Origin of the sequence: Actibacterium sp. MT2.3-13A (assembly GCF_018139985.1) — a bacterium.
Classification (GTDB): Bacteria; Pseudomonadota; Alphaproteobacteria; order Rhodobacterales; family Rhodobacteraceae; genus JAGSOU01.
The window spans coordinates 140576-158848 of sequence record NZ_JAGSOU010000006.1 but is presented as its reverse complement, the minus strand read 5'-3'; the positions used below and the strand labels follow the sequence as shown (position 1 = coordinate 158848).

The 18273-nt window shown below is 64.0% G+C and carries 16 protein-coding genes; 7 read left to right on the top strand and 9 right to left on the bottom strand.

Annotated features, from left to right (window positions below; genetic code table 11):
* Positions 1-152 precede the first annotated feature (152 nt).
* The 9 genes from lpdA to KCI33_RS07730 form a co-directional block, all read right to left on the bottom strand.
* Positions 153-1532 (bottom strand): dihydrolipoyl dehydrogenase, encoded by a 1380-nt coding sequence (gene lpdA / locus KCI33_RS07770; protein ID WP_212524201.1) that lies wholly within the window; start codon positions 1530-1532, stop codon positions 153-155.
* 10 nt (positions 1533-1542) lie between these two features.
* The gene (locus KCI33_RS07765; protein WP_212524200.1) at positions 1543-2421 is read right to left on the bottom strand and encodes a 2-oxo acid dehydrogenase subunit E2; all 879 of its coding nucleotides are present in this window, start codon (positions 2419-2421) and stop codon (positions 1543-1545) included.
* A 10-nt stretch (positions 2422-2431) separates the two neighbouring features.
* On the bottom strand, positions 2432-3862 hold the full coding sequence (locus KCI33_RS07760; protein WP_212524199.1) for an NAD-dependent succinate-semialdehyde dehydrogenase: 1431 nt from the start codon (positions 3860-3862) through the stop codon (positions 2432-2434).
* Positions 3863-3877: 15 nt separating this feature from the next.
* Positions 3878-5173 carry a biotin/lipoyl-containing protein gene (locus KCI33_RS07755; protein ID WP_212524198.1) on the bottom strand — a complete coding sequence of 432 codons (1296 nt, stop codon included), beginning with the start codon at positions 5171-5173 and terminating at the stop codon, positions 3878-3880.
* Positions 5163-6158: an alpha-ketoacid dehydrogenase subunit beta gene (locus KCI33_RS07750; RefSeq protein ID WP_212524197.1), complete on the bottom strand. Its 996-nt coding sequence runs from the start codon at positions 6156-6158 to the stop codon at positions 5163-5165. The genes KCI33_RS07755 and KCI33_RS07750 overlap by 11 nt, the downstream gene beginning before the upstream one ends.
* Before the next feature lie 11 nt (positions 6159-6169).
* A complete protein-coding gene (locus KCI33_RS07745) occupies positions 6170-7171 on the bottom strand; it encodes a thiamine pyrophosphate-dependent dehydrogenase E1 component subunit alpha (RefSeq protein ID WP_212524196.1) in 1002 nt (333 codons plus the stop codon).
* Between the two features lie 57 nt (positions 7172-7228).
* Positions 7229-8527: a Xaa-Pro peptidase family protein gene (locus tag KCI33_RS07740; RefSeq protein ID WP_212524195.1), complete on the bottom strand. Its 1299-nt coding sequence runs from the start codon at positions 8525-8527 to the stop codon at positions 7229-7231.
* A 64-nt stretch (positions 8528-8591) separates the two neighbouring features.
* Complete coding sequence (locus KCI33_RS07735) at positions 8592-9401, bottom strand: SDR family oxidoreductase (RefSeq protein WP_212524194.1); 810 nt, start codon at positions 9399-9401, stop codon at positions 8592-8594.
* Positions 9402-9419: 18 nt separating this feature from the next.
* A complete protein-coding gene (locus KCI33_RS07730) occupies positions 9420-11168 on the bottom strand; it encodes an extracellular solute-binding protein (protein WP_212524193.1) in 1749 nt (582 codons plus the stop codon).
* A gap of 303 nt (positions 11169-11471) precedes the next feature.
* Here KCI33_RS07730 and KCI33_RS07725 point away from each other — a divergent pair, with 303 nt between their 5' ends.
* From KCI33_RS07725 to KCI33_RS07695, 7 genes are all read left to right on the top strand, one after another.
* Positions 11472-12425: a sugar ABC transporter substrate-binding protein gene (locus tag KCI33_RS07725; protein WP_212524192.1), complete on the top strand. Its 954-nt coding sequence runs from the start codon at positions 11472-11474 to the stop codon at positions 12423-12425.
* 84 nt (positions 12426-12509) lie between these two features.
* Positions 12510-13307 carry an SDR family oxidoreductase gene (locus KCI33_RS07720; protein ID WP_212524191.1) on the top strand — a complete coding sequence of 266 codons (798 nt, stop codon included), beginning with the start codon at positions 12510-12512 and terminating at the stop codon, positions 13305-13307.
* Between the two features lie 85 nt (positions 13308-13392).
* The gene (locus tag KCI33_RS07715; protein ID WP_212524238.1) at positions 13393-14367 is read left to right on the top strand and encodes an ABC transporter permease; all 975 of its coding nucleotides are present in this window, start codon (positions 13393-13395) and stop codon (positions 14365-14367) included.
* Positions 14368-14381: 14 nt separating this feature from the next.
* A complete protein-coding gene (locus KCI33_RS07710) occupies positions 14382-15383 on the top strand; it encodes an ABC transporter permease (RefSeq protein WP_212524190.1) in 1002 nt (333 codons plus the stop codon).
* Entirely contained in the window at positions 15380-16891 is a 1512-nt protein-coding gene (locus tag KCI33_RS07705; protein WP_212524189.1) for a sugar ABC transporter ATP-binding protein, read from the top strand. The genes KCI33_RS07710 and KCI33_RS07705 overlap by 4 nt, the downstream gene beginning before the upstream one ends.
* 666 nt (positions 16892-17557) lie before the next feature.
* Positions 17558-17764 (top strand): cold-shock protein, encoded by a 207-nt coding sequence (locus tag KCI33_RS07700; protein WP_212524188.1) that lies wholly within the window; start codon positions 17558-17560, stop codon positions 17762-17764.
* A gap of 145 nt (positions 17765-17909) precedes the next feature.
* Positions 17910-18155, top strand: a complete 246-nt coding sequence (locus tag KCI33_RS07695; RefSeq protein WP_212524187.1) for a DUF982 domain-containing protein — start codon at positions 17910-17912, stop codon at positions 18153-18155.
* Positions 18156-18273 lie beyond the last annotated feature (118 nt).

Here is an 18273-nt window from a genome sequence, read left to right as displayed (position 1 = left end):
GGAAAACGAGACTGGAAATGAAGGCCGCACGAGGCCAGAAACACACTGACGGATTCTCCCCATGGCTGGAGGAACGTCGGGTCTCAGATCATGACCTGTGCCATCTCACAGTGAAATGCCACAGGAGGAATTGGATCACTTCCAAGGCAGGGCTAAAGGTCAGTCAACGTGCCCATCGCCCGCTCTGCCGCAAACGCGACCGTTTCGGATACCGTCGGGTGCGCATGAACCGAGAAGGCGATGTCCTCAAGGGTCGCCCCCATTTCCATCGCGACCACGCATTCGGCCAACAACTCCCCGGCGTTATTGCCGATCAATGTCGCGCCGAGCAGCCGGTGAGTGTCGGGACAATAGACCAGTTTGGTCAGCCCGTCGCCGCCGCCGGAGCTGAGATTGCGCCCGCTGGCGGCCCAGGGGAAGCTCGTCACCTTATGCTTTATGCCGCGCGCCTCGGCCTGTGCCTGGGTCATGCCGGCCCAGGCGAGTTCGGGCGAGGTGTAGGCGACCGAAGGGATCAGATCGGTATCCAGCGCGGCGGCATGGCCCGTGGCCACCTCGGCCGCGACATGCCCCTGATGCGTGGCCCGGTGGGCGAGCATCGGGTTGCCGGTCACATCGCCGATGGCGAAGATATGCGGCCGGTTGGTTCGGCACGAGGGATCGACCGGTATGATGCCGCGCTCATCGGCCTCGACGCCGGCGGCCTCGGGCTTGACACGCGGTCCGTTCGAACGCCGCCCGACAGCCTGGATCGCGGCATCGGCCTTGATCTCTCCCTCGAAGGCGCCCTCGCAGGTCAGGGTCAGCGCCGCTTTCATTGCCTTGACCGAGACGACCCTGGTGGCGGTGTGCAGGGTGATGCCCTGCTGTTCCAGCGCCGCATGCAGGATGCGCACCGCCTCTGCATCCGCGCCCGGGGCGATCTGGTCGGCCAGTTCGATCACCGTTACCTGGGCGCCCAGCGCCGAGTAGACCGTGGCCATTTCCAACCCGATGATGCCGCCGCCGACGATGGTCAGCCGCTTGGGGATCTCGCGCAATTCCAGCGCGGCGGTGGAATCCCAGATGCGGTCATCCTCGGGCCAGCCGGGCAGTTGGATCGGGGCCGAGCCGACGGCGATCACCGCCTGGTCGAAGCTCCAGGCCGCGCCGTCGATGTCGAGACTGTTCTCTCCGGTGAACACGGCGGTGCCGCGCACCACCTCGACCTTGCGGCGCCGGGCCAGCCCGCTGAGCCCGCCGGTCAGCTGCGCAACGATGCCGTCTTTCTTGGCGCGCAGCGCATCAAGGTCGACCTTGGGCTTGCTCAGCGCAATCCCCCACGCGCCGATCTCCTGAGATTCACGGATCACTTCGGCGGCATGCAGCAGGGCCTTGGACGGGATGCAGCCCTCGTTCAGGCAGACGCCGCCCAAGGTGGTGCGGGGATCGACCAACACCACCTTGCGCCCCAGATCGGCGGCGCGGAAAGCGGAGGCGTAGCCACCGGGGCCTGCGCCGAGCACGATGAAATCAGCATGATTTTCGGCCATCTTCGCCTCCTCAGACCATCATCCGGCGCGGATCGGCCAGCAGGCCGCAGAGATAGGTCATGAACCGCGCTGCGTCGGCGCCGTTGATCACCCGGTGATCGTAGGACAGGTCAAGCGGCAGCATCGGCACCGGGCGCGGGGCGTCGCCGTCCCACACCGTGACGGTCTCAGTGCGGGTGATGCCGAGGATCGCCACTTCGGGCGGGTTGACGATCGGGGTAAAGGCCGTCCCCCCGATCCCGCCGAGCGACGAAATGGTCATCGAGGCGCCTCCCATTTCGTCAGGCCCGACCTTGCGGTCCTGCGCCCGCGAGGCGAGGTCCGCGATCTCGGCGGCGACCTGCCACAGACCCTTTTTGTCGACGTCGCGGATGACCGGAACCATCAGGCCATGGGCGGTGTCCACGGCGATGCCGACATGGACATAATTCTTGAGGATCAGGGTTTTGCCATCCGGCGACAGCGAGGCGTTCAAGCGCGGAAACTCGCGCAAGGCCCGCGCCAGCGCCTTCACATGGAAGGCCAGCGCGGTCAGCTTGACGCCTCGCGCCCGCGCCTCGGACTTGAGCTCTTGGCGCAGCGCCTCGATGGCCGTGACATCGGCGCGGTCGTGGTGCGTCACCTGCGGGATCAGCGCGTTGGCGGCCGCGAGGTTCGCGGCGGCGACCTGCGCGAAACGGCTCATCGGCTCTTCGCTGACCGGGCCGTAGACCGAATGATCCACATCCCAGTATGAAGTGTTGCCCGCGCGTCCTGCGGCGGGCTTGCTGCCCTCCAGATCCTCGCGCGCGATCGAGCTGCGGCCCAGGTCGCGGGCCAGTTTCTCAAGGTCGATGCCCTTTTGCAGGGCCAGCGCCCGGACCGAGGGCGGTGCGATGACGTCGCTCATGTCCGCCCCCTTACCAACTAGCCGAGATATATTGGGTTTCCATGAACTCGAGCATGCCCTCATGCCCGCCCTCACGGCCCAGACCCGACTGTTTCACCCCGCCGAATGGGGCCGCCGGGTCGCTGACAAGCCCACGGTTCAGGCCCACCATGCCGTACTCCAGCCGTTCGCAGACCTGCAGCGCGCGCTTCATGTCCTCGGAGAAGACATAGGCCACCAGGCCGTATTCGGTGTCATTGGCGCGGCGGATGACGTCCTCCTGATCGGTGAAGGTCTGGATCGCTGCGACCGGGCCGAATATCTCGTCATGCACGCAGTCGGCGGTCTCGGGCACATTCGACAGCACCGTGGGCGGGTAGAAGAAACCCTTGCCGTTCGGGGTCTGACCGCCGATCTCCACATTGGCGCCCTTGGCCACGGCATCGGCCACGAAGGCCGCCACCTTGTCGCGGGTGTCGGCATTGACCAGCGGGCCAACGTCGACGCTCGGATCGACGCCATCGCCGACCTTGAGCGCGCCCATGGCATCGGCGAGGCGGCGGGTGAACTCCTCGGCAACGTCCATGTGCACATAGATGCGGTTGGCCGCGGTGCAGGCCTCACCCAGGTTGCGCATCTTGGCCAGCATGGCGCCTTCGACCGCGACATCGAGATCAGCGTCTTCGAAGACGATCAGCGGCGCGTTGCCCCCCAGTTCCATCGCCGGTTTGAGCACCTGATCGGCGGCCGAATGCAGCAGTTTGCGGCCCACGCCGGTCGAGCCGGTGAAGGACACCACCCGCACGCGCGGATCATGCAGCATGTGATCGACCAGCGCGCCGGTGCGTTTCGACGGCAGCACGTTGACCAGACCCGGCGGAACACCGGCCTCTTCCAGCAGCGGCATCAGCGCCAACATGGTCAGGGGCGTTTCGGAGGCGGGCTTGATGATCACCGCGCAGCCGGCGGCCAGAGCCGGGGCGATCTTGCGGGTGCCCATGGCGGCGGGGTAGTTCCACGGCGTGACCAGCACGGCGAGACCTGCGGGTTTGTGCTGCACCATGATCCGCGCCCCCGAGCTGGGCGCATGGGTGATCAGCCCGTCGGCGCGCACCGCTTCTTCGGCGAACCAGCGGAAGAACTCGGCGGCATAGGTAGCCTCGCCCATCGCATCGGCGCGCGCCTTGCCGTTTTCCAATGTAATGAGGCGTGCGAAGTCCTCCAGCCGCGCGGTCATCAGCTCCCACGCCTTGCGCAGCACCTCGGAACGTTCGCGCGGGGTGCGCGCGGCCCAGTTGGCCATCGCGGCCTCGGCGGCGTCCAGCGCGGCATCGGCGTCGGCGATCTCGGCCGAGGCGACCGAGGCCAGAACCTCTTCGGTGGCGGGGTTCAGAACGTCGAAGCGCACGCCTGCCGCGCCCTTGCGCCATTCGCCGTTGATGTAGAGATCGGTGTATTCCATGTTGTGCTCCATGGCTCAAAGCAGGTGGCGGAGCGGCTGCTCCATCCGGCCTGCGAAATTGGAAAGAAGGCTGACGGCCTCGCCGGCGGACAACTGGTGGGCGGCGCATTCCAGCGTCAGCCGCAGCCCCGCGCCCGACGCGGCGACCGAGAGGACCGGGCTGTCCTCGGCCCCCAGCCGCACGGCCGTGATGCGGCTGAAGCGCAGGTCGCGCAGGCGCAGGTCAGGGGGCGTGCCGGGTTCGGCCTCGGCGATCGCGCCGAAGGGGCCGGCGGGCACGGTGTAGATCCGCGTCTCGCCGAAGCCTTCCACGGCCACCGCGGCGCGCTGGCGGCCAAGACTGGCCGCGGCCAGCCCGGCGAGCAGCGCATCGGCGTCCTTCAGCCCTGCGGTCTCGGCCGCCCACGCGGCGAAGGCGGTGAATCCTTCGCCCGGCAGGTCGGCCACGAGGTGACGCGCCGCCGCGGCCTGCGCGGTGCCGGCCCCCTCGTCAGGCAGGGATTTCAGAACCTCGATGTCGCTCACATGGTAGGGCTGCGGATGACCGGCCACGACCAGCCGGGCCAGGTCCAACCCCTGTTCAAGCGCCAGCCGTCGGGCCTTGGGCGAGGCCAGAATGCGCCCGGTTTCGGACTTTGCCGCAGGCTTGGCGGCCCCGGCCGGTTTTTCCGGGACAGGATCCGCTGCCGGTTGCGGCGGCGCCTCGGCGGCCGGTGCCGGCGCTGCTGCGGCGGGCTGGCCCTTGCGGCTCAGCTGCACCGGCGCGTCGGGTTTTGCGGCCGAGATGATCGCGATCAGATCGCCGACCGGGGCGTCTTCGCCGGCTTCGGCCAGAAGCGCGGCGACATAGCCGTCGTGCCCCGCCTCGACCTCCATGGTGGCTTTGTCGGTTTCGACCTCGAACAGGATATCGTCCGCGGCCACCGCGTCGCCGGGCGCCTTGTGCCAGGCCACGATCAGGCCGGTGTCCTGCGCCATGCCGAGGGCCGGCATGATGACCTCATTGCCGTCCGGCAGCGCCGCCGTGGCCGCGGCGCTGCCTGCGGGCGATTCCGCGGTGTGCACCGCCTCGGTCGTGTCGCCGATCAGGGCTATGACGTCCCCCACCGGGACCTCGTCGCCGGCGTGGGCGCGCACCTGGGTGAGGAAGCCGTCGGCCTGGGCCTCGACCTCCATCGTCGCCTTGTCGGTTTCCACTTCGAACAGCACGTCGCCGGTTGCGACCTCGTCGCCGGGGCTCTTGTGCCAGGCGACGATCAGGCCGGTATCCTGCGCCATGCCCAAGGCGGGCATGATCACCTCATGCGGCATGGATCATCTCCCCGCTCATCAATTTGCGTGCGTTCTCGGCCACGCCTTCGGGCGTGGGCACGGTGATGTCCTCAAGCGCCGGGCTGAAGGGCACGGGCACGTCCATCGCGCCCATGCGCAGCACCGGCGCGTCGAGGTGATAGAACGCCTTCTCGTTGATCCGGCTGGCGATCTCGCCGGTGATGCCGTAGCTCTGGTGGCCTTCGTCCACCACGATCACGCGCGAGGTTTTCCTGGCGGATTTCAGCAGCGTTTCCTCGTCCAGCGGCACGATCGTGCGCGGGTCGATGACCTCGGCGCTGATCCCCTCGGCGGCCAGGATGTCCGCGGCTTTCTCGCAGACCTGCACCATGGACGAGGTGCCGATGAGCGTGACGTCGTGGCCTTCGCGCTTGATGTTCGCCTCGCCGAAGGGGATCAGGAATTCCTCTTCCGGCACCGGCGCCTTGTCGTTGTACATTAGCTTGTCTTCGAAGATCACCACCGGGTTGTTATCGCGGATCGCGGTCTTCATCAGGCCCTTGGCCTCGTAGGCCGACGAGGGCAAGGCGACCTTGAGCCCCGGGATATGGGCCACCAGCGCGTGCAGGGATTGCGAATGTTGCGCGGCCGAGCGCCGGGTGGCGCCGAGATTGGTGCGCAGCACCAGCGGCACGTTCAGCTTGCCGCCCGACATGTAATGGGTCTTGGCCGCCTGGTTGCACAGCTGATCCATCACCAGAAAGATGAAGTCGCCGAACATCAGGTCGACCACGGGCCGCGTGCCGGTCATGGCCGCGCCGACGGCAAGCCCCATGAAGCCGGGCTCGGCGATCGGGGTGTCGACCACACGATCGGTTCCGAATTCCTCGACCAGCCCGCTGAGCACCTTGAAGGGGGTGCCGGCCTCGGCGACATCCTCGCCGATGATGAACACGGTCTCGTCGCGGCGCATTTCCTCGGCGAGGGCCTCGTTGACGGCCTGGGACAGGGTAATCTCTCTCATCTCTCTTCTCCTCAGGCCAGCGCGTGCTCGACGTCAGTGAACACATGCATGTCGACCTCGTTCGCGCCGGGGTATTTGGCATGCAGGGCGTATTCGACGGCGGCGGCGGCATCCTCCTTGATCTCGGCGTTCATCGCCTCGATCTCCTCCTCGCTGGCGATGCCCTGCTCGACCAGCCACGACCGGAACCGGATGATGGGGTCGCGGTTCACCTTCCAGTCCTGCTCTTCTTCCTTGGAGCGGTAGTACTCGCGGTTGATGTCGCCCACGTGGTGGCCGTGATAGCGATAGGTCATCAGCTCGATGAAGAAGGGGCCCTCGCCCTTGCGGGCGCGCTCGACCAGTTTCTGGGTCAGGGCGTTGACGGCCAGCACGTCCTGCCCGTCGACCTGGTGGCTTTCGATGCCGAAGGCCTCGGCCCGGGCGACGATCGAGCCGGCGGCGATCTCATCGGTCTTGGTGTATTCGGAATAGCCGTTGTTCTCGCAGGCGTAGATCACCGGCAGCTTCCACAGGGCGGCCATGTTCATGACCTCGTACCACAGGCCCTGGGCCGTGGCCCCGTCGCCAAAGAAACAGACGGTCACGTCATCGCGGCCCAGAAGCCTGGCGGTGAAGGCCGAGCCGGTCGCGATGCCCATCGACCCGCCGACAATGGCATTGGCGCCGAGGTTGCCGTTCGACTGGTCCGCGATATGCATCGAGCCACCCTTGCCGCGGCAATAGCCCTCTTCCTTGCCCAGAAGTTCGCAGAACATCTCTTTGAAATCGGCGCCCTTGGCGACGCAATGGCCGTGGCCGCGATGGGTCGACGTGATCTTGTCGGTGACACGGAGCGCCTCGCAGATGCCCACGGCGACAGCCTCCTCGCCGGAATACATGTGGGTCAGCCCCGGCATCTTGGCCGAGAGGTAGAGCTGGTTGGCGTTGTCCTCAAAGGTCCGGATGCGGACCATCTGGCGGTACATGCGCAGATAGTCCTCAGTGTTGGTTTTGGTCTTGGCGGGGCTCATTGGCGTCATCTCTACGAAAAGAGCCCGGCCCCGGGAGGCCGGGCAGTTTCAGGGAGGTTAGTAGCGGTTCGCGATCGGCAGTTCCTGCGCCGGGAAGAGCGAGATGACCTCGCAGCCGGTGTCGGTCACGACCACCTCTTCCTCGATCCGGGCGGCCGAATAGCCGTCGGCGGCAGGGCAGTAGGTTTCCAGCGCGAAAACCATGCCGGTCTGGATTTCCATCGGGTTTTCCAGCGATACCGCGCGGCTGATGATCGGGCGCTCATGCAGCGCGAGGCCGAGGCCGTGGCCGAATTGCAAGCCAAAGGCGCTGAGTTCGTCGGGGAAACCGAATTCCTCGGCTTTCGGCCAGGCCTGCGCCACGACATCGGTGGTCACGCCGGGACGGATCAGGTCGATCGAGGCGTCGATCCACTCGCGCGCCTTGGTGTAGGCATCCACCTGCGCCGAGGTCGAAGTGCCGATGTTGAAGGTCCGGTAGTAGCAGGTCCGGTAGCCCTGGTAGGACTGCAGGATGTCGAAGAACGCCTGGTCGCCCGGTCGGAACAGCCGGTCGGTGAAGTTGTGCGGGTGCGGGTTGCATCGCTCGCCCGAGATGGCGTTGATCGCCTCGACATCGTCCGAGCCCATTTCGTAGAGCATCTTGTTCGACAGCGCGACGATCTCGTTCTCGCGCACGCCCGGCTTCAGCTCTTCGTAGATCATGTGGTAGACGCCATCGACCATGCTGGCGGCCTGGGTCAGCAACTGGATCTCGTCCCAGTTCTTGATCTCGCGGGCCGACAACATGATCTGCTGCCCGTCGACGATGTTCAGGCCCGCTTCCTTCAGTGCCTCGAACATCGCGGTCTCGGCATAGTCAACGCCGACGGGCATGTCGGCCATGCCGGCGTCGCGGATCAGGCCCGCGATTTCTTCGGCATATTTCTTCATCAGGCCAAAGGACGGCGGGATGGTGCCGCGCATGCCGACGACCCCTGCGTGGCAGTTCTCCGGCAGCAGCCAATCGGAATACTTGCGATGGTGCACGGCGGCCGATCCGAAGTCCCAGACATGCGGCGCGTCATCGCCGGTCAGCAGGCAGAAACGGCACATCTTGTCCCGTTCCCATTCGCCGATCTTCGTGGCCGAGACATAGCGGATGTTGTTCACGTCGAAGAGCAGCAACGAACCGGCGCTGCTCTTCTTCAGCGCTTCGCGGGCACGGCTGAGGCGATAGCGGCGCAGGCGATCGTGATCGACCCGGCGCTCGAAATCGACCGAGGTGTGGCCCCAGGCAGGCAGGCGGCCCTCCCATTTCCAGTTGGGGTCGAGGTCCTGAGGGGTTAGGACGTTGGGGGTCAGTGCGCGAGACATGGCTTTCTCCTTCGGGCGCGAAGGGGTGCGCCCGTTTATTGATGAAATTCAATTTGTTAGGTCGTTACTGCATGATCATGCCGCCATCGATCATGATGAGCTGGCCGGTCATGTAGTCGCTTTCGTTCGAACACAGGAAGGCGGCTGTGCCCTTCACGTCGTCCGGGGTGGAAAGCTTTTTCATCAGGATCATGGTCTGGGCTAGGTGATCCATCGACTGGCCCTCTTCCTCGAACATTCCGATCTCGACCAGATCCTTGTCGAGTTGTTCCCAAAGCTCGGTCTTGACCACGCCGGGTCCATAACCGTTCACCGTGATCTTGTGTTCCCACAGCGCCTTGGCGCCGCCGATGATCATGGCCAGCGTCGCGTATTTCGAGCAGCTGTAGGGCACGACGTCGAGGAAGGCGGTGCGCGACACGATCGAGCCCACGTTGATGATCTTGTAGGGGTGATCCTCCATCGGCCCCTGCTTGATCATCTGCTTGGCCGCCTCCTGCATGCCAAAGAGCTGGCCCTTGGCGTTCACGTTCATGATCATGTCCCAGTTTTCCTCGTCGATATCGAGGAACATCTTGGGCTTGTTGATGCCGGCATTCAGCAGGGCGACGTTGATCGAGCCGAATTCTTCGGCGGTGGCGGCCACGGCGGCGGCGTTGTCTGCCCGCTTGGTCACGTCCAGTTTGACGGCGATTGCCTTGCCGTTGCCGGCGGCGTTGATCCGCGCGGCCACCTCCTTGACCCCATCGACATTGATGTCGCCAAGGCAGACATTCGCGCCCTGAGCGGCGAAATACTCTGCGTTGGCCGCACCCATGCCCTGAGCGGCACCGGTGATAAGGATGTTCTTACCTTTCAGGCGATTGGGGTCCATCGTGTTCTCCTCCTGATGTCATGTAAACCCGTTTGCTCGCATCACTGCGTCCGCCCGTTCCTGGGCCTTGCGCAGTGCCTCGCGCGGGGATGCGATCCCGCGCAGCATGTCGTGGAATTCCTCGCCGCAGATCTGGATGATGTCGCAGATCTCGGGCACCGGCGGGCGCGGCCAGAATTGCAGCTCGTCGCGCCAGGACATCCCGTCGACCGCTTCGAAGATGGGCGACGTGCGCCGAACCTCCGGATCGGCGCCGACGGAATAGCGCGGATTGGTGCGGCTGCCGTTCTGGACGTAGAGCTTCTGCGCCTGCGGCGACGTGAAGACGATCAGCGCCTCTACCGCGGCTCTTACCCGTTCGGGCGGCAGATTGGCCGGAATACCCATCACATAGCCGCCCACGGGCGCGACCGGGCTCGCCCCGGGGCCGGCAGGATGCGGCAGATATCCGGTCTGTCCGGCGGCGGGCGAGGAGGGGTCCAACTCGAAATACGGCGCCAGCAGGGTATAGCCATAGGCCATGGCGATGTTGCCCGCCGCATAGGGGCGCACGCGCTCGTACCACGACATCGACAGGATGTCGGGCGGCGAGTATTTCAGCAACTCCATCAGGAATTCAGCCGCGCGCAGGCCGGCCTCGGTGTCGATCGTCGGGCGATAGTCGCGCTCGGCGAGGTGATCGGTATCGAAGCCGCCGGCGATCTCGGGCAGGTTCAGTATCGGCTGGCCAAAATCGGCCAGGGTCATGAGAACGGTGTGGCCCAGGGCCGTGCCGCGCGCGGCGTTCCACGCGATTCCATGACGGCCGCGCTGCGGGTCGTGCAACACGCGTGCCGCGTCCAGCAGGGCGTCGGTCGTTGCCGGCGGCTCCAGTCCCGCCTCGGCGAAGAGATCGCGGCGATAGAACAGCAACTCGGGCGTGGTCTGCGCCGGCACGCCGTAGGGGCGACCGGCCCAATGCGCAGCCTTCCAGCCTGCGGTGTGAAAATCGGCGGGATCGAGCCGGGCGATGTCCATCGCCTCATCCAGTGGCATCAGGACGCCACGTTCGGCAAAGCCGCCCACCCAGGGCAGGTCCACCGCGACGATGTCATAGCGGCTGACCTTGCGCTCGGCATTGCGGATTGCCTCTTCGCGCAAACGGTCGATGGAGAAGGCCCGCTGGTGGATCTGAGTGCCGATGACCTGCTCGAACTGGCGCTTGAGGTTCTCCATCACCATGAAGGTCGGATCACCATGCACAAGCACGCGGATGCCGCCGGACACCTTGAGCGGTTCAGCTAAGATCTGCAGCGGCGGGATCGACTGAGCCGCCAGATACGAGCCGCCATAGTAATAGTCGGCCGTGTCCGGCGCCTGCTCGCGGCCACCGAAACTCGCTTCACCCTGGCGGCGGACCCGGCCCGAGAGCTGCATCCACTGCTCCAGGAGTTTTTCGCTGGGATGCATCGAGACGCTCTTGCCGGACTTCGTGCGCGGGCGCTGTTCGATTAGCCCCGCCTCGATCATTTCCTTCATGCGGCGGTTCGCGGTGGCATAGGGAACCCGCGATGCGCCAATCAGCGAGGTCGGCGTGATGATCTTGCCTTCCAGATGCCCACGGATCAGGTGAAGTGCCATGCGATAGAACGGGTTGGGCGCAAAAAGCTCGAAGGTGTCCTCAAGCTCACCGCCGAAATCCTCCAGAAAGGATACAATCCGGAGCATTTCGGTCTTCGCCTGGGGCGACACCGTCTGGCTGGCCTTATATGCACCCATCACGTTCATGAGCTCCGTCTGTGCCTTTCTCTCGCTTGGGCGCGATCGTGTCGCTGATTTGTTCGATCTGGACGAATCTGAATCGGGCATTGCGCCAGTCCTCCGCAAAATGTTCAAAGTGGCATCCGGTTCGTACTGCCAAGTAATCCGATTTGGATATTCAAATGTCCAATATGGATTTTTTATGTGCGTTTCGGATGATTGAAAACCAGCATGGTCTTGGCATTCGTCCGAAGTAGCGGATGATGATTCCCCGCCGGGAGGACAGCGGGAATTGGACATGAAACAGGGAAATTTCGGGAGGAGACCCAAATGAAACTGCGCAACGCTCTGGCTGCGACGACTGCCGCCACCCTGGTTTTCGCCGGCGCTGCCTCGGCAGAGACCTTCAAGATCGGCATCACCCAGAACAACGTGGGTGTGGACAGCTATCAGACCACCTATGAAAAGGCCTTCATCGCGGCCGCCGAGGCCAACGCAAACGTCGAAACCGTGGTTCTGGATGCCGGCGGCGACGTGGCGCGCCAGATCGCCCAGATGGAGGACCTGATCCAGCAGGAAGTCGACGCCATCATCATCTGGCCGACCAACGGCGAGGCCGTGATCCCTGCCGTGCGCAAGGCCCACAAGGCCGGCATTCCCGTTATCGTCACCAATTCGAACATCGCCGAGCAGGGCTTCGACTTCGTCGCCTCGTTCTCGGGTCCCGACAACATCACGCAAGGCGCGCGTTCGGCCGAGATCATGTGCGACAAGTTCAAGGAGATGGGCATCGAGAACGAGGCCAAGATCGTGCAGATCTCGGGCCAGCCGGGCTACACCACCGCGATCGAGCGCCAGAAGGGCTTCGATGACCGTCTGCCCGAGGTCTGCCCGAATGTCACCCTGATGGAGACCCAGCCGGGCGACTGGAACCGCGAGAAATCGCAGAAGGTCATGGAGGCCTTCCTGGTCAAATACGACGACATCGACGGTGTCTATGCCGGCGACGACAACATGGGCGTGGGCGCCCTGAACGCCGCCAAGGCCGCCGGCCGCGATGGCATCATCTTCGTCGGCGCCACCAACTTCGCCGTGGGCTACGAGGCGATGGAGCGCGGAGAGTACTGGGGCTCGATCTACCAGTCGCCGGTGGATGATGCCGAGGCCGCCCTGCAGACCGCCATCGACGTTCTGGAAGGCAAGGACGTGCCGTTCCTGAACTACTTCGACACTCCGAAGATCACCCAGGACAACATGGGCGACTTCACCAAGCCGGTGTTCTGAGACACGGGCTGCGCGCGGGGCGGCCACGGGGCTGGCCCGCGCATCTTCAATCACAACACGATTTCAATAAACGGGGGGAAGGTCATGGGCCGTGTCTCTGGACGCTCCTGCATTGTGACCGGTGCAGCACAGGGAATCGGGCGCGCCATCGGCGAGGCCCTGCTCGACGAGGGCGCGGATGTCTGCTTTGCCGATATCAATGCGGACAAGGTGAAACAGGTGGCCGAGGCCAATGCCGGGCGGGCCGCGCAAGCGGGCGGCAAGGTGACCTGGGCCGAGGTGGACGTGACCGACCGCGCGCAGGTGCGCGCCATGATCGCCAAGGCCGTGGCCGCGTTCGGCAAGCTGGACGTCAAGTTCAACAACGCCGGCGTCAACAAGCCGATGAACTTTCTCGACGCGACCGAGGAGAACTGGAATTTCATCATGGGCGTCAACGGCCTGGGCTGCATGATCGGCATGCAGGAAGCGGCCAGGCAGTTCATCCGCCAGGGCAGCTTCGGCAAGATCATCAACACCGCCTCGATCGCCAGCCGCCAGGGCTTTGACAATGTCGCCCCCTATTGCGCGAGCAAATGGGCGGTGGTGTCGCTGACCCAATCCGGGGCGCGCGATCTCGCCAAGCATGATATTACCGTGACAGGTTTCGCGCCGGGCGTCGTGGCCACCGAGATGTGGGAGCAGGTCGACCAGGATCTGATGGCGATCGGCGCAGCGGAACGGCCCGGCCAGGCCATGGAGGAGTTCTCGGCCGAGATCCTGAAAGGGCGCGTGGCGCGGCCCGAGGATATAACCGGGACGACGACGTTCCTAGCGTCCAGGGACAGCGATTACATGACCGGCCAGATCGTCATGATCGATGGAGGCATGACGCTGGTCTGAATAGCGCCATCGGATTGGGGAGGATCAGATGTCGGATATCACGCGCAACCAGGCTGGCCGAAAAAGCGGCGGGCGGGAGGAAGGCATGGCAGGATTGTCGAAATCAAGTATCGGGGGCTTTCTGGCCCGGCAGGGCATTCTGGTGGCCTTTGCGGTGTTCATCATCGGCTTCACGATCGCCAACGAACGCTTTCTCGACCCAGACAACATCATGGGCGTGATCCGCTCGTCGGCCATTCTCGGTGTCATGGCACTGGGAGTCACCTTCGTGGTGATCAGTGGCAATCTCGACCTGTCCGTAGGCTCGATGATGTCGTTCTCGACCATCGTGGTGCTGGACCTGCACGACACGATTGGCCCGACCCTGGCCATCCCGGCCATGTTCGCCATGACGCTCGCCCTTGGCGCCGTAATCGGCTTTCTGGTGGGGTATCTCAAGCTCAATTCGCTGATTGTGACCTTGGGCATGCTGTCGGCCATTCACGGGCTGACGCTGACCTATTCGGGCGGCAAGAACATGGACATTGCCGACAAGGAAGGCACCTGGTTCGGCGTCTTCGGCCAAGGTGACGCTCTGGGGATTCCCGTGCCGATCCTGGTGTTCGTGCTGCTCGCCGCGCTCCTCGGCGCCGTGCTGACCAAGACACCTTTCGGACGCAAGGTCTATGCCGTGGGCGGCAATGGTGTCGCGGCCACCTTTTCCGGCATCCGCCGGCCTCGGGTGGTTTTCACATGTTACCTGATCTCGGCCTTCTGCGTGGCCACCGCCGGCCTGATTCAGGCCAGCCGCAGCCTCGGCAGCCAGAACACGGTCGGCCAGGGGTTGGAGTTGGAGGTTCTGGCCGCGGTCATCCTGGGCGGGGCCTCTCTGCTGGGCGGGTCCGGCACGATCTTCAAGACGGTGATCGGCGTGCTGATCCTGGGCTTCATCCAGAATGGCCTGCTGCTCGTCGGGCTGCAGTTCTACGTCCAATACGTCGTGACCTGGATCATCATCATCCTTGCTGTCTGGCTGGATATCGCGGCCAAGCGCGGCAGGCTCTGGTCCCCCATCGCGTGACATAGGAGGCGCAAATGGCACCCGGCACTCTCAGCACATTCCTGAAACGCGGCGCGATCTGGGGCTTCATCGTCCTCGAGCTGGTCTTCTTTTCGGTCGCGGGCGAGTTCCTGTCCCTCAGTGACAAGGCGTTCATGGATCTCGACAACATGCTGCTGCTTTTCAAGCAGTCCGCGCCGATCGGGATCATCGCGATGGGCATGACCATCATCATGATCAACGGCAACATCGACCTTTCCGTAGGCGCCACCTTCGCGCTCAGCGCGATCGTGTTGCTGGATTGCATGACTTGGCCGGTCTTTGCGGGGCTGGGCGACGGGGTGATCCCGGTCGCCTGGGGGTTGGCGCTGCTGACGGGCGTCGTTCTGGGCGCGATCAACGGGCTTATCGTGTGGAAAACCGGGGTCGATGCCTTCATCGTCACGCTGGGCGCGATGCTGGGCTATCGCGGTCTTGTCTTCATGTATAACGGCGAGCAGCCCACCTCGCATTTGAACTGGACGCTGGTGGATTTCGCCGAGGCGCAGTTCCTCGGGCTGCACACGGCCACATGGTTCCTGCTGGCGGTCACCGCGGCGATCTGGTTCCTGATGAACCGCACCGTGCACGGCCGCAACGCCTATGCCATCGGCGACAACCGCGATGCGGCGGTGAATGCGGGGATCCGTGTGGGGCCGCACATCGTGGTCAACTTCATGATCATCGGTTTCCTCGCCTCGCTGTCGGCGGTGGTCTTCTACTCGGAAAGCGGCTCGGTGAACCCCAATGACGGCGAGTTGTACGAGCTTTGGACGATCACCGCGGTCGTGCTGGGCGGCACCAAGCTGACCGGCGGTTCGGGTTCGGTGATCTCGACCTTTGGCGGGGTTCTGGCGATCCAGCTTCTGCGCAAGGGGCTGGGCCATATCGGCGCCGATACCGAAACGGTCAATCTGGTGATCGGCCTGATCCTGATCGCGGTTCTGTTCCTCGATCGGCAGCTCAACATCAAGGGCAAAGAGGAGTTGAGAGTATGACGACACAAACACCAGCCCTGCGCCTGGAGGGGATCGTCAAGACCTTCCCCGGCGTCCGCGCCCTCGACGATGTTTCCTTCACCGTCATGCCCGGCGAAGTGCACGCGCTGATGGGCGAGAACGGCGCCGGGAAATCGACCCTGATGAAGGTTCTGGGCGGAATCTATCAGCCCGATGAAGGCCGGATCGTGGTCAGCGAAGCCCCCGCGGTGATGGCCTCGCCGCTGGAGGCCAAGGCCAAGGGCATCGTTTTCATCCACCAGGAACTGAGCCTGGCCGAGGAGCTGTCGGTCGCCGAAAACATCTATCTGGGCGAGTTGCCGCGCAAGCGCTTTGGCCTGGTGGACTGGGAAACGCTCTATGCCCAGACCAACGCGATCCTCGAAAAGCTCAAGGTCGGGTTCGACGCCCGGACGCGGGTGGGCGACCTGTCCATCGCCAACCAGCAGATGGTCGAGATTGCCCGCGCCCTGACTGTCGACGCAAAGGCGGTGATCTTCGATGAGCCGACGGCCTCGCTGACCGACGCGGAAAAGGTGGTGCTGTTCGACGTGATCGCCGACCTCAAGGCGCATGGCGTGGGGATCATCTACATCTCGCACCGTATGGAAGAGATCTTCAAGATCACTGACCGCATCAGCGTGCTGCGCGACGGCCAGTACACGGGCACCCTGACCACGGCCGAGACCACCGAGGACGAGGTCACCCAGATGATGATCGGGCGCAAGCTGGATCTGTCGCGCAACGTCAGCCACCACGAACTGGGCGATGTGGCGCTGGAGGTCCGGGGCTTGTCCTGCGGCCACCTGTTCGAGGATGTCAGCTTCGAGGTGCGCCGCGGCGAGGTGGTGGGCTTTTATGGCCTCGTCGGCGCCGGCCGCACCGAGATCGCCGAAACTCTTTTCGGTTTGCGCGAGCCCAGCGCGGGGAAAATCCTGCTCGACGGCGTGGAAACCCGCATTCATTCGCCGGCAGACGCGATCGCCAAGGGAATCTCGCTGGTTCCCGAAGACCGCAAGGGGCAGGGGCTGGTGCTGGGCATGAACTGCCGGGACAACATGACCCTGCCGCAGATCGACGCTCTGACCGCCGGCCCCTTCGTGGCCGATGGCGCCGAGATCGCGATCTTCGACCAATACCGCGACAAGCTCGATATCCGCACCCCGGGCTGGAAGCAGCTGGTCGGCAACCTGTCCGGCGGCAACCAGCAGAAGATCGTGATCGGCAAATGGCTGTCGATGCGTCCCAACGTGCTGATCGTGGACGAGCCGACGCGCGGCATCGACGTCGGCTCGAAATCCGAGATCCACAACCTGATCCGGGAACTGGCCGCGCAAGGCTACGCGGTGATCGTCATCAGCTCGGAAATGCCCGAGGTGCTTCATGTCAGCGACCGGATCGTCGCCATGTATCACGGGCGGATCATGCGCACCTTTACCTCGGACGAGGTGACCGAGGACAACCTGATTCAGGCGATCTCGGGCATTAATGGCGAAAAGGTCGCCTGACGCGGGTGGGGTTTTCCAGTCTTGGCCGGATGCCTTGCGCAACCCGCTGAGCGCAGCTCATGTCGTGTGGCGTTGCCAGCCCAGCCTTTTGTTAACCACCGCGACGTCCGCTCCGGCCCTGGCGCTCAGCATGCTGATGAACTGCGTCTTTTGATGACCCGGGCCGTTTTCAGCTTTGACCTGAAGGCTCACTTCGCTTTCCCGGATTTGGCTGTCGTCATCGTCGTCTCCTTGGCCTTGAGGCAGGAGCACCTACCCCTGCTACGGGGCAGAGTCCGGCCTTCCGGGCGCGAGACGCCGAAAGGCGTGTTTCGCTGCAGAAACAAACGCACTCAAGAGCCGAGAAGCCCAGCCGGAAGAGACAGCAGCACGGGCAACTGCGCGCGCGAAAACTGTCCGAACCGGGCGGGAACCGAACATTCGCTGCGCCCCGCACAGAAGCGGATCCAGCGGGCCGAGCGGACCTCCGAAGTGAAAAGCTCCAATACCCTTTTTTCCGTCTCCCCGGTCTTCCCACCTTGAACTGCTGTCGATGGGTGACTACCTGAGTTGTGCAAAGCATCTTCTTTCGACCTTCTGTTTCCTAACGGCCTCAGTTGATCTTATGACGACACTGAGCCGGGCCATCGCGTTTTGTGGATGGCAACTAGACCAGGAGACAACACGATGGCCAATGGCACCGTGAAATGGTTCAACACTCAAAAAGGCTTCGGCTTCATCGCCCCGGAACATGGATCGAAGGACATCTTCGTCCATATTTCCACGCTTGAGCGCGCCGGGATCCAACAGCTGGACGACGGCCAAGCCGTGACTTTCGACATCGAAAGTGGCCGGGACGGCCGCGAATCCGCGATCAATCTCGTACTGGCGTAAGCCTGTGAAGATCTGACCAGTGAGGCGGGGGCGGCATTCGGCTTGTCCCCGTCTTTTCATTTAATATGGCTCTCCTGCACTTCAGGCATGGCCATCCCGAAAATTAACGGAACAAGACTTGATAGAAATTAACTGGGGAAATCCCATGACTCTCGTCGTCTCACCGCAGGGCGAGACGCAAAAGATCGGCACGATTGAACAGGCCTTTTACTGGCTTCGCAAAAAGTGGCCGGTCACGGATCATGACCGGGATCTCGCGCTCGATTACGTTGATGCCGCGATGCATTGCCTGGTGACGGTTGGCACGGCCCGCAACGCGTTCCTCTCGGCCGCGAAGACCGCCGGCTTCATGCCGGGCCATACGAGCGCCGAAACGCCTGCCACTTTCTGATCCCGAAGGCCCGACATCCATTTTTAAGCCAGTCGATGCGCGCGATCCGGGCGCTACAAGATCCCCCTTCCCCTGGCACCATAGCCTTCAAGCGATTGGCAAGGTCGTGCCCATCCAA

Bases quoted from the DNA above. Each gene is read 5' to 3' on its own strand.
- KCI33_RS07740 (WP_212524195.1), bottom strand. From the start codon at position 8,527: ATGTCTCGCGCACTGACCCCCAACGTCCTAACCCCTCAGGACCTCGAC.
- KCI33_RS07715 (WP_212524238.1), top strand. From the start codon at position 13,393: ATGGCAGGATTGTCGAAATCAAGTATCGGGGGCTTTCTGGCCCGGCAG.
- KCI33_RS07695 (WP_212524187.1), top strand. From the start codon at position 17,910: ATGACTCTCGTCGTCTCACCGCAGGGCGAGACGCAAAAGATCGGCACG.
- KCI33_RS07720 (WP_212524191.1), top strand. From the start codon at position 12,510: ATGGGCCGTGTCTCTGGACGCTCCTGCATTGTGACCGGTGCAGCACAG.
- KCI33_RS07700 (WP_212524188.1), top strand. From the start codon at position 17,558: ATGGCCAATGGCACCGTGAAATGGTTCAACACTCAAAAAGGCTTCGGC.
- KCI33_RS07710 (WP_212524190.1), top strand. From the start codon at position 14,382: ATGGCACCCGGCACTCTCAGCACATTCCTGAAACGCGGCGCGATCTGG.
- KCI33_RS07725 (WP_212524192.1), top strand. From the start codon at position 11,472: ATGAAACTGCGCAACGCTCTGGCTGCGACGACTGCCGCCACCCTGGTT.
- KCI33_RS07765 (WP_212524200.1), bottom strand. From the start codon at position 2,421: ATGAGCGACGTCATCGCACCGCCCTCGGTCCGGGCGCTGGCCCTGCAA.
- KCI33_RS07735 (WP_212524194.1), bottom strand. From the start codon at position 9,401: ATGGACCCCAATCGCCTGAAAGGTAAGAACATCCTTATCACCGGTGCC.
- KCI33_RS07755 (WP_212524198.1), bottom strand. From the start codon at position 5,173: ATGCCGCATGAGGTGATCATGCCCGCCTTGGGCATGGCGCAGGATACC.
- KCI33_RS07730 (WP_212524193.1), bottom strand. From the start codon at position 11,168: ATGAACGTGATGGGTGCATATAAGGCCAGCCAGACGGTGTCGCCCCAG.
- lpdA (WP_212524201.1), bottom strand. From the start codon at position 1,532: ATGGCCGAAAATCATGCTGATTTCATCGTGCTCGGCGCAGGCCCCGGT.
- KCI33_RS07705 (WP_212524189.1), top strand. From the start codon at position 15,380: ATGACGACACAAACACCAGCCCTGCGCCTGGAGGGGATCGTCAAGACC.
- KCI33_RS07745 (WP_212524196.1), bottom strand. From the start codon at position 7,171: ATGAGCCCCGCCAAGACCAAAACCAACACTGAGGACTATCTGCGCATG.
- KCI33_RS07760 (WP_212524199.1), bottom strand. From the start codon at position 3,862: ATGGAATACACCGATCTCTACATCAACGGCGAATGGCGCAAGGGCGCG.
- KCI33_RS07750 (WP_212524197.1), bottom strand. From the start codon at position 6,158: ATGAGAGAGATTACCCTGTCCCAGGCCGTCAACGAGGCCCTCGCCGAG.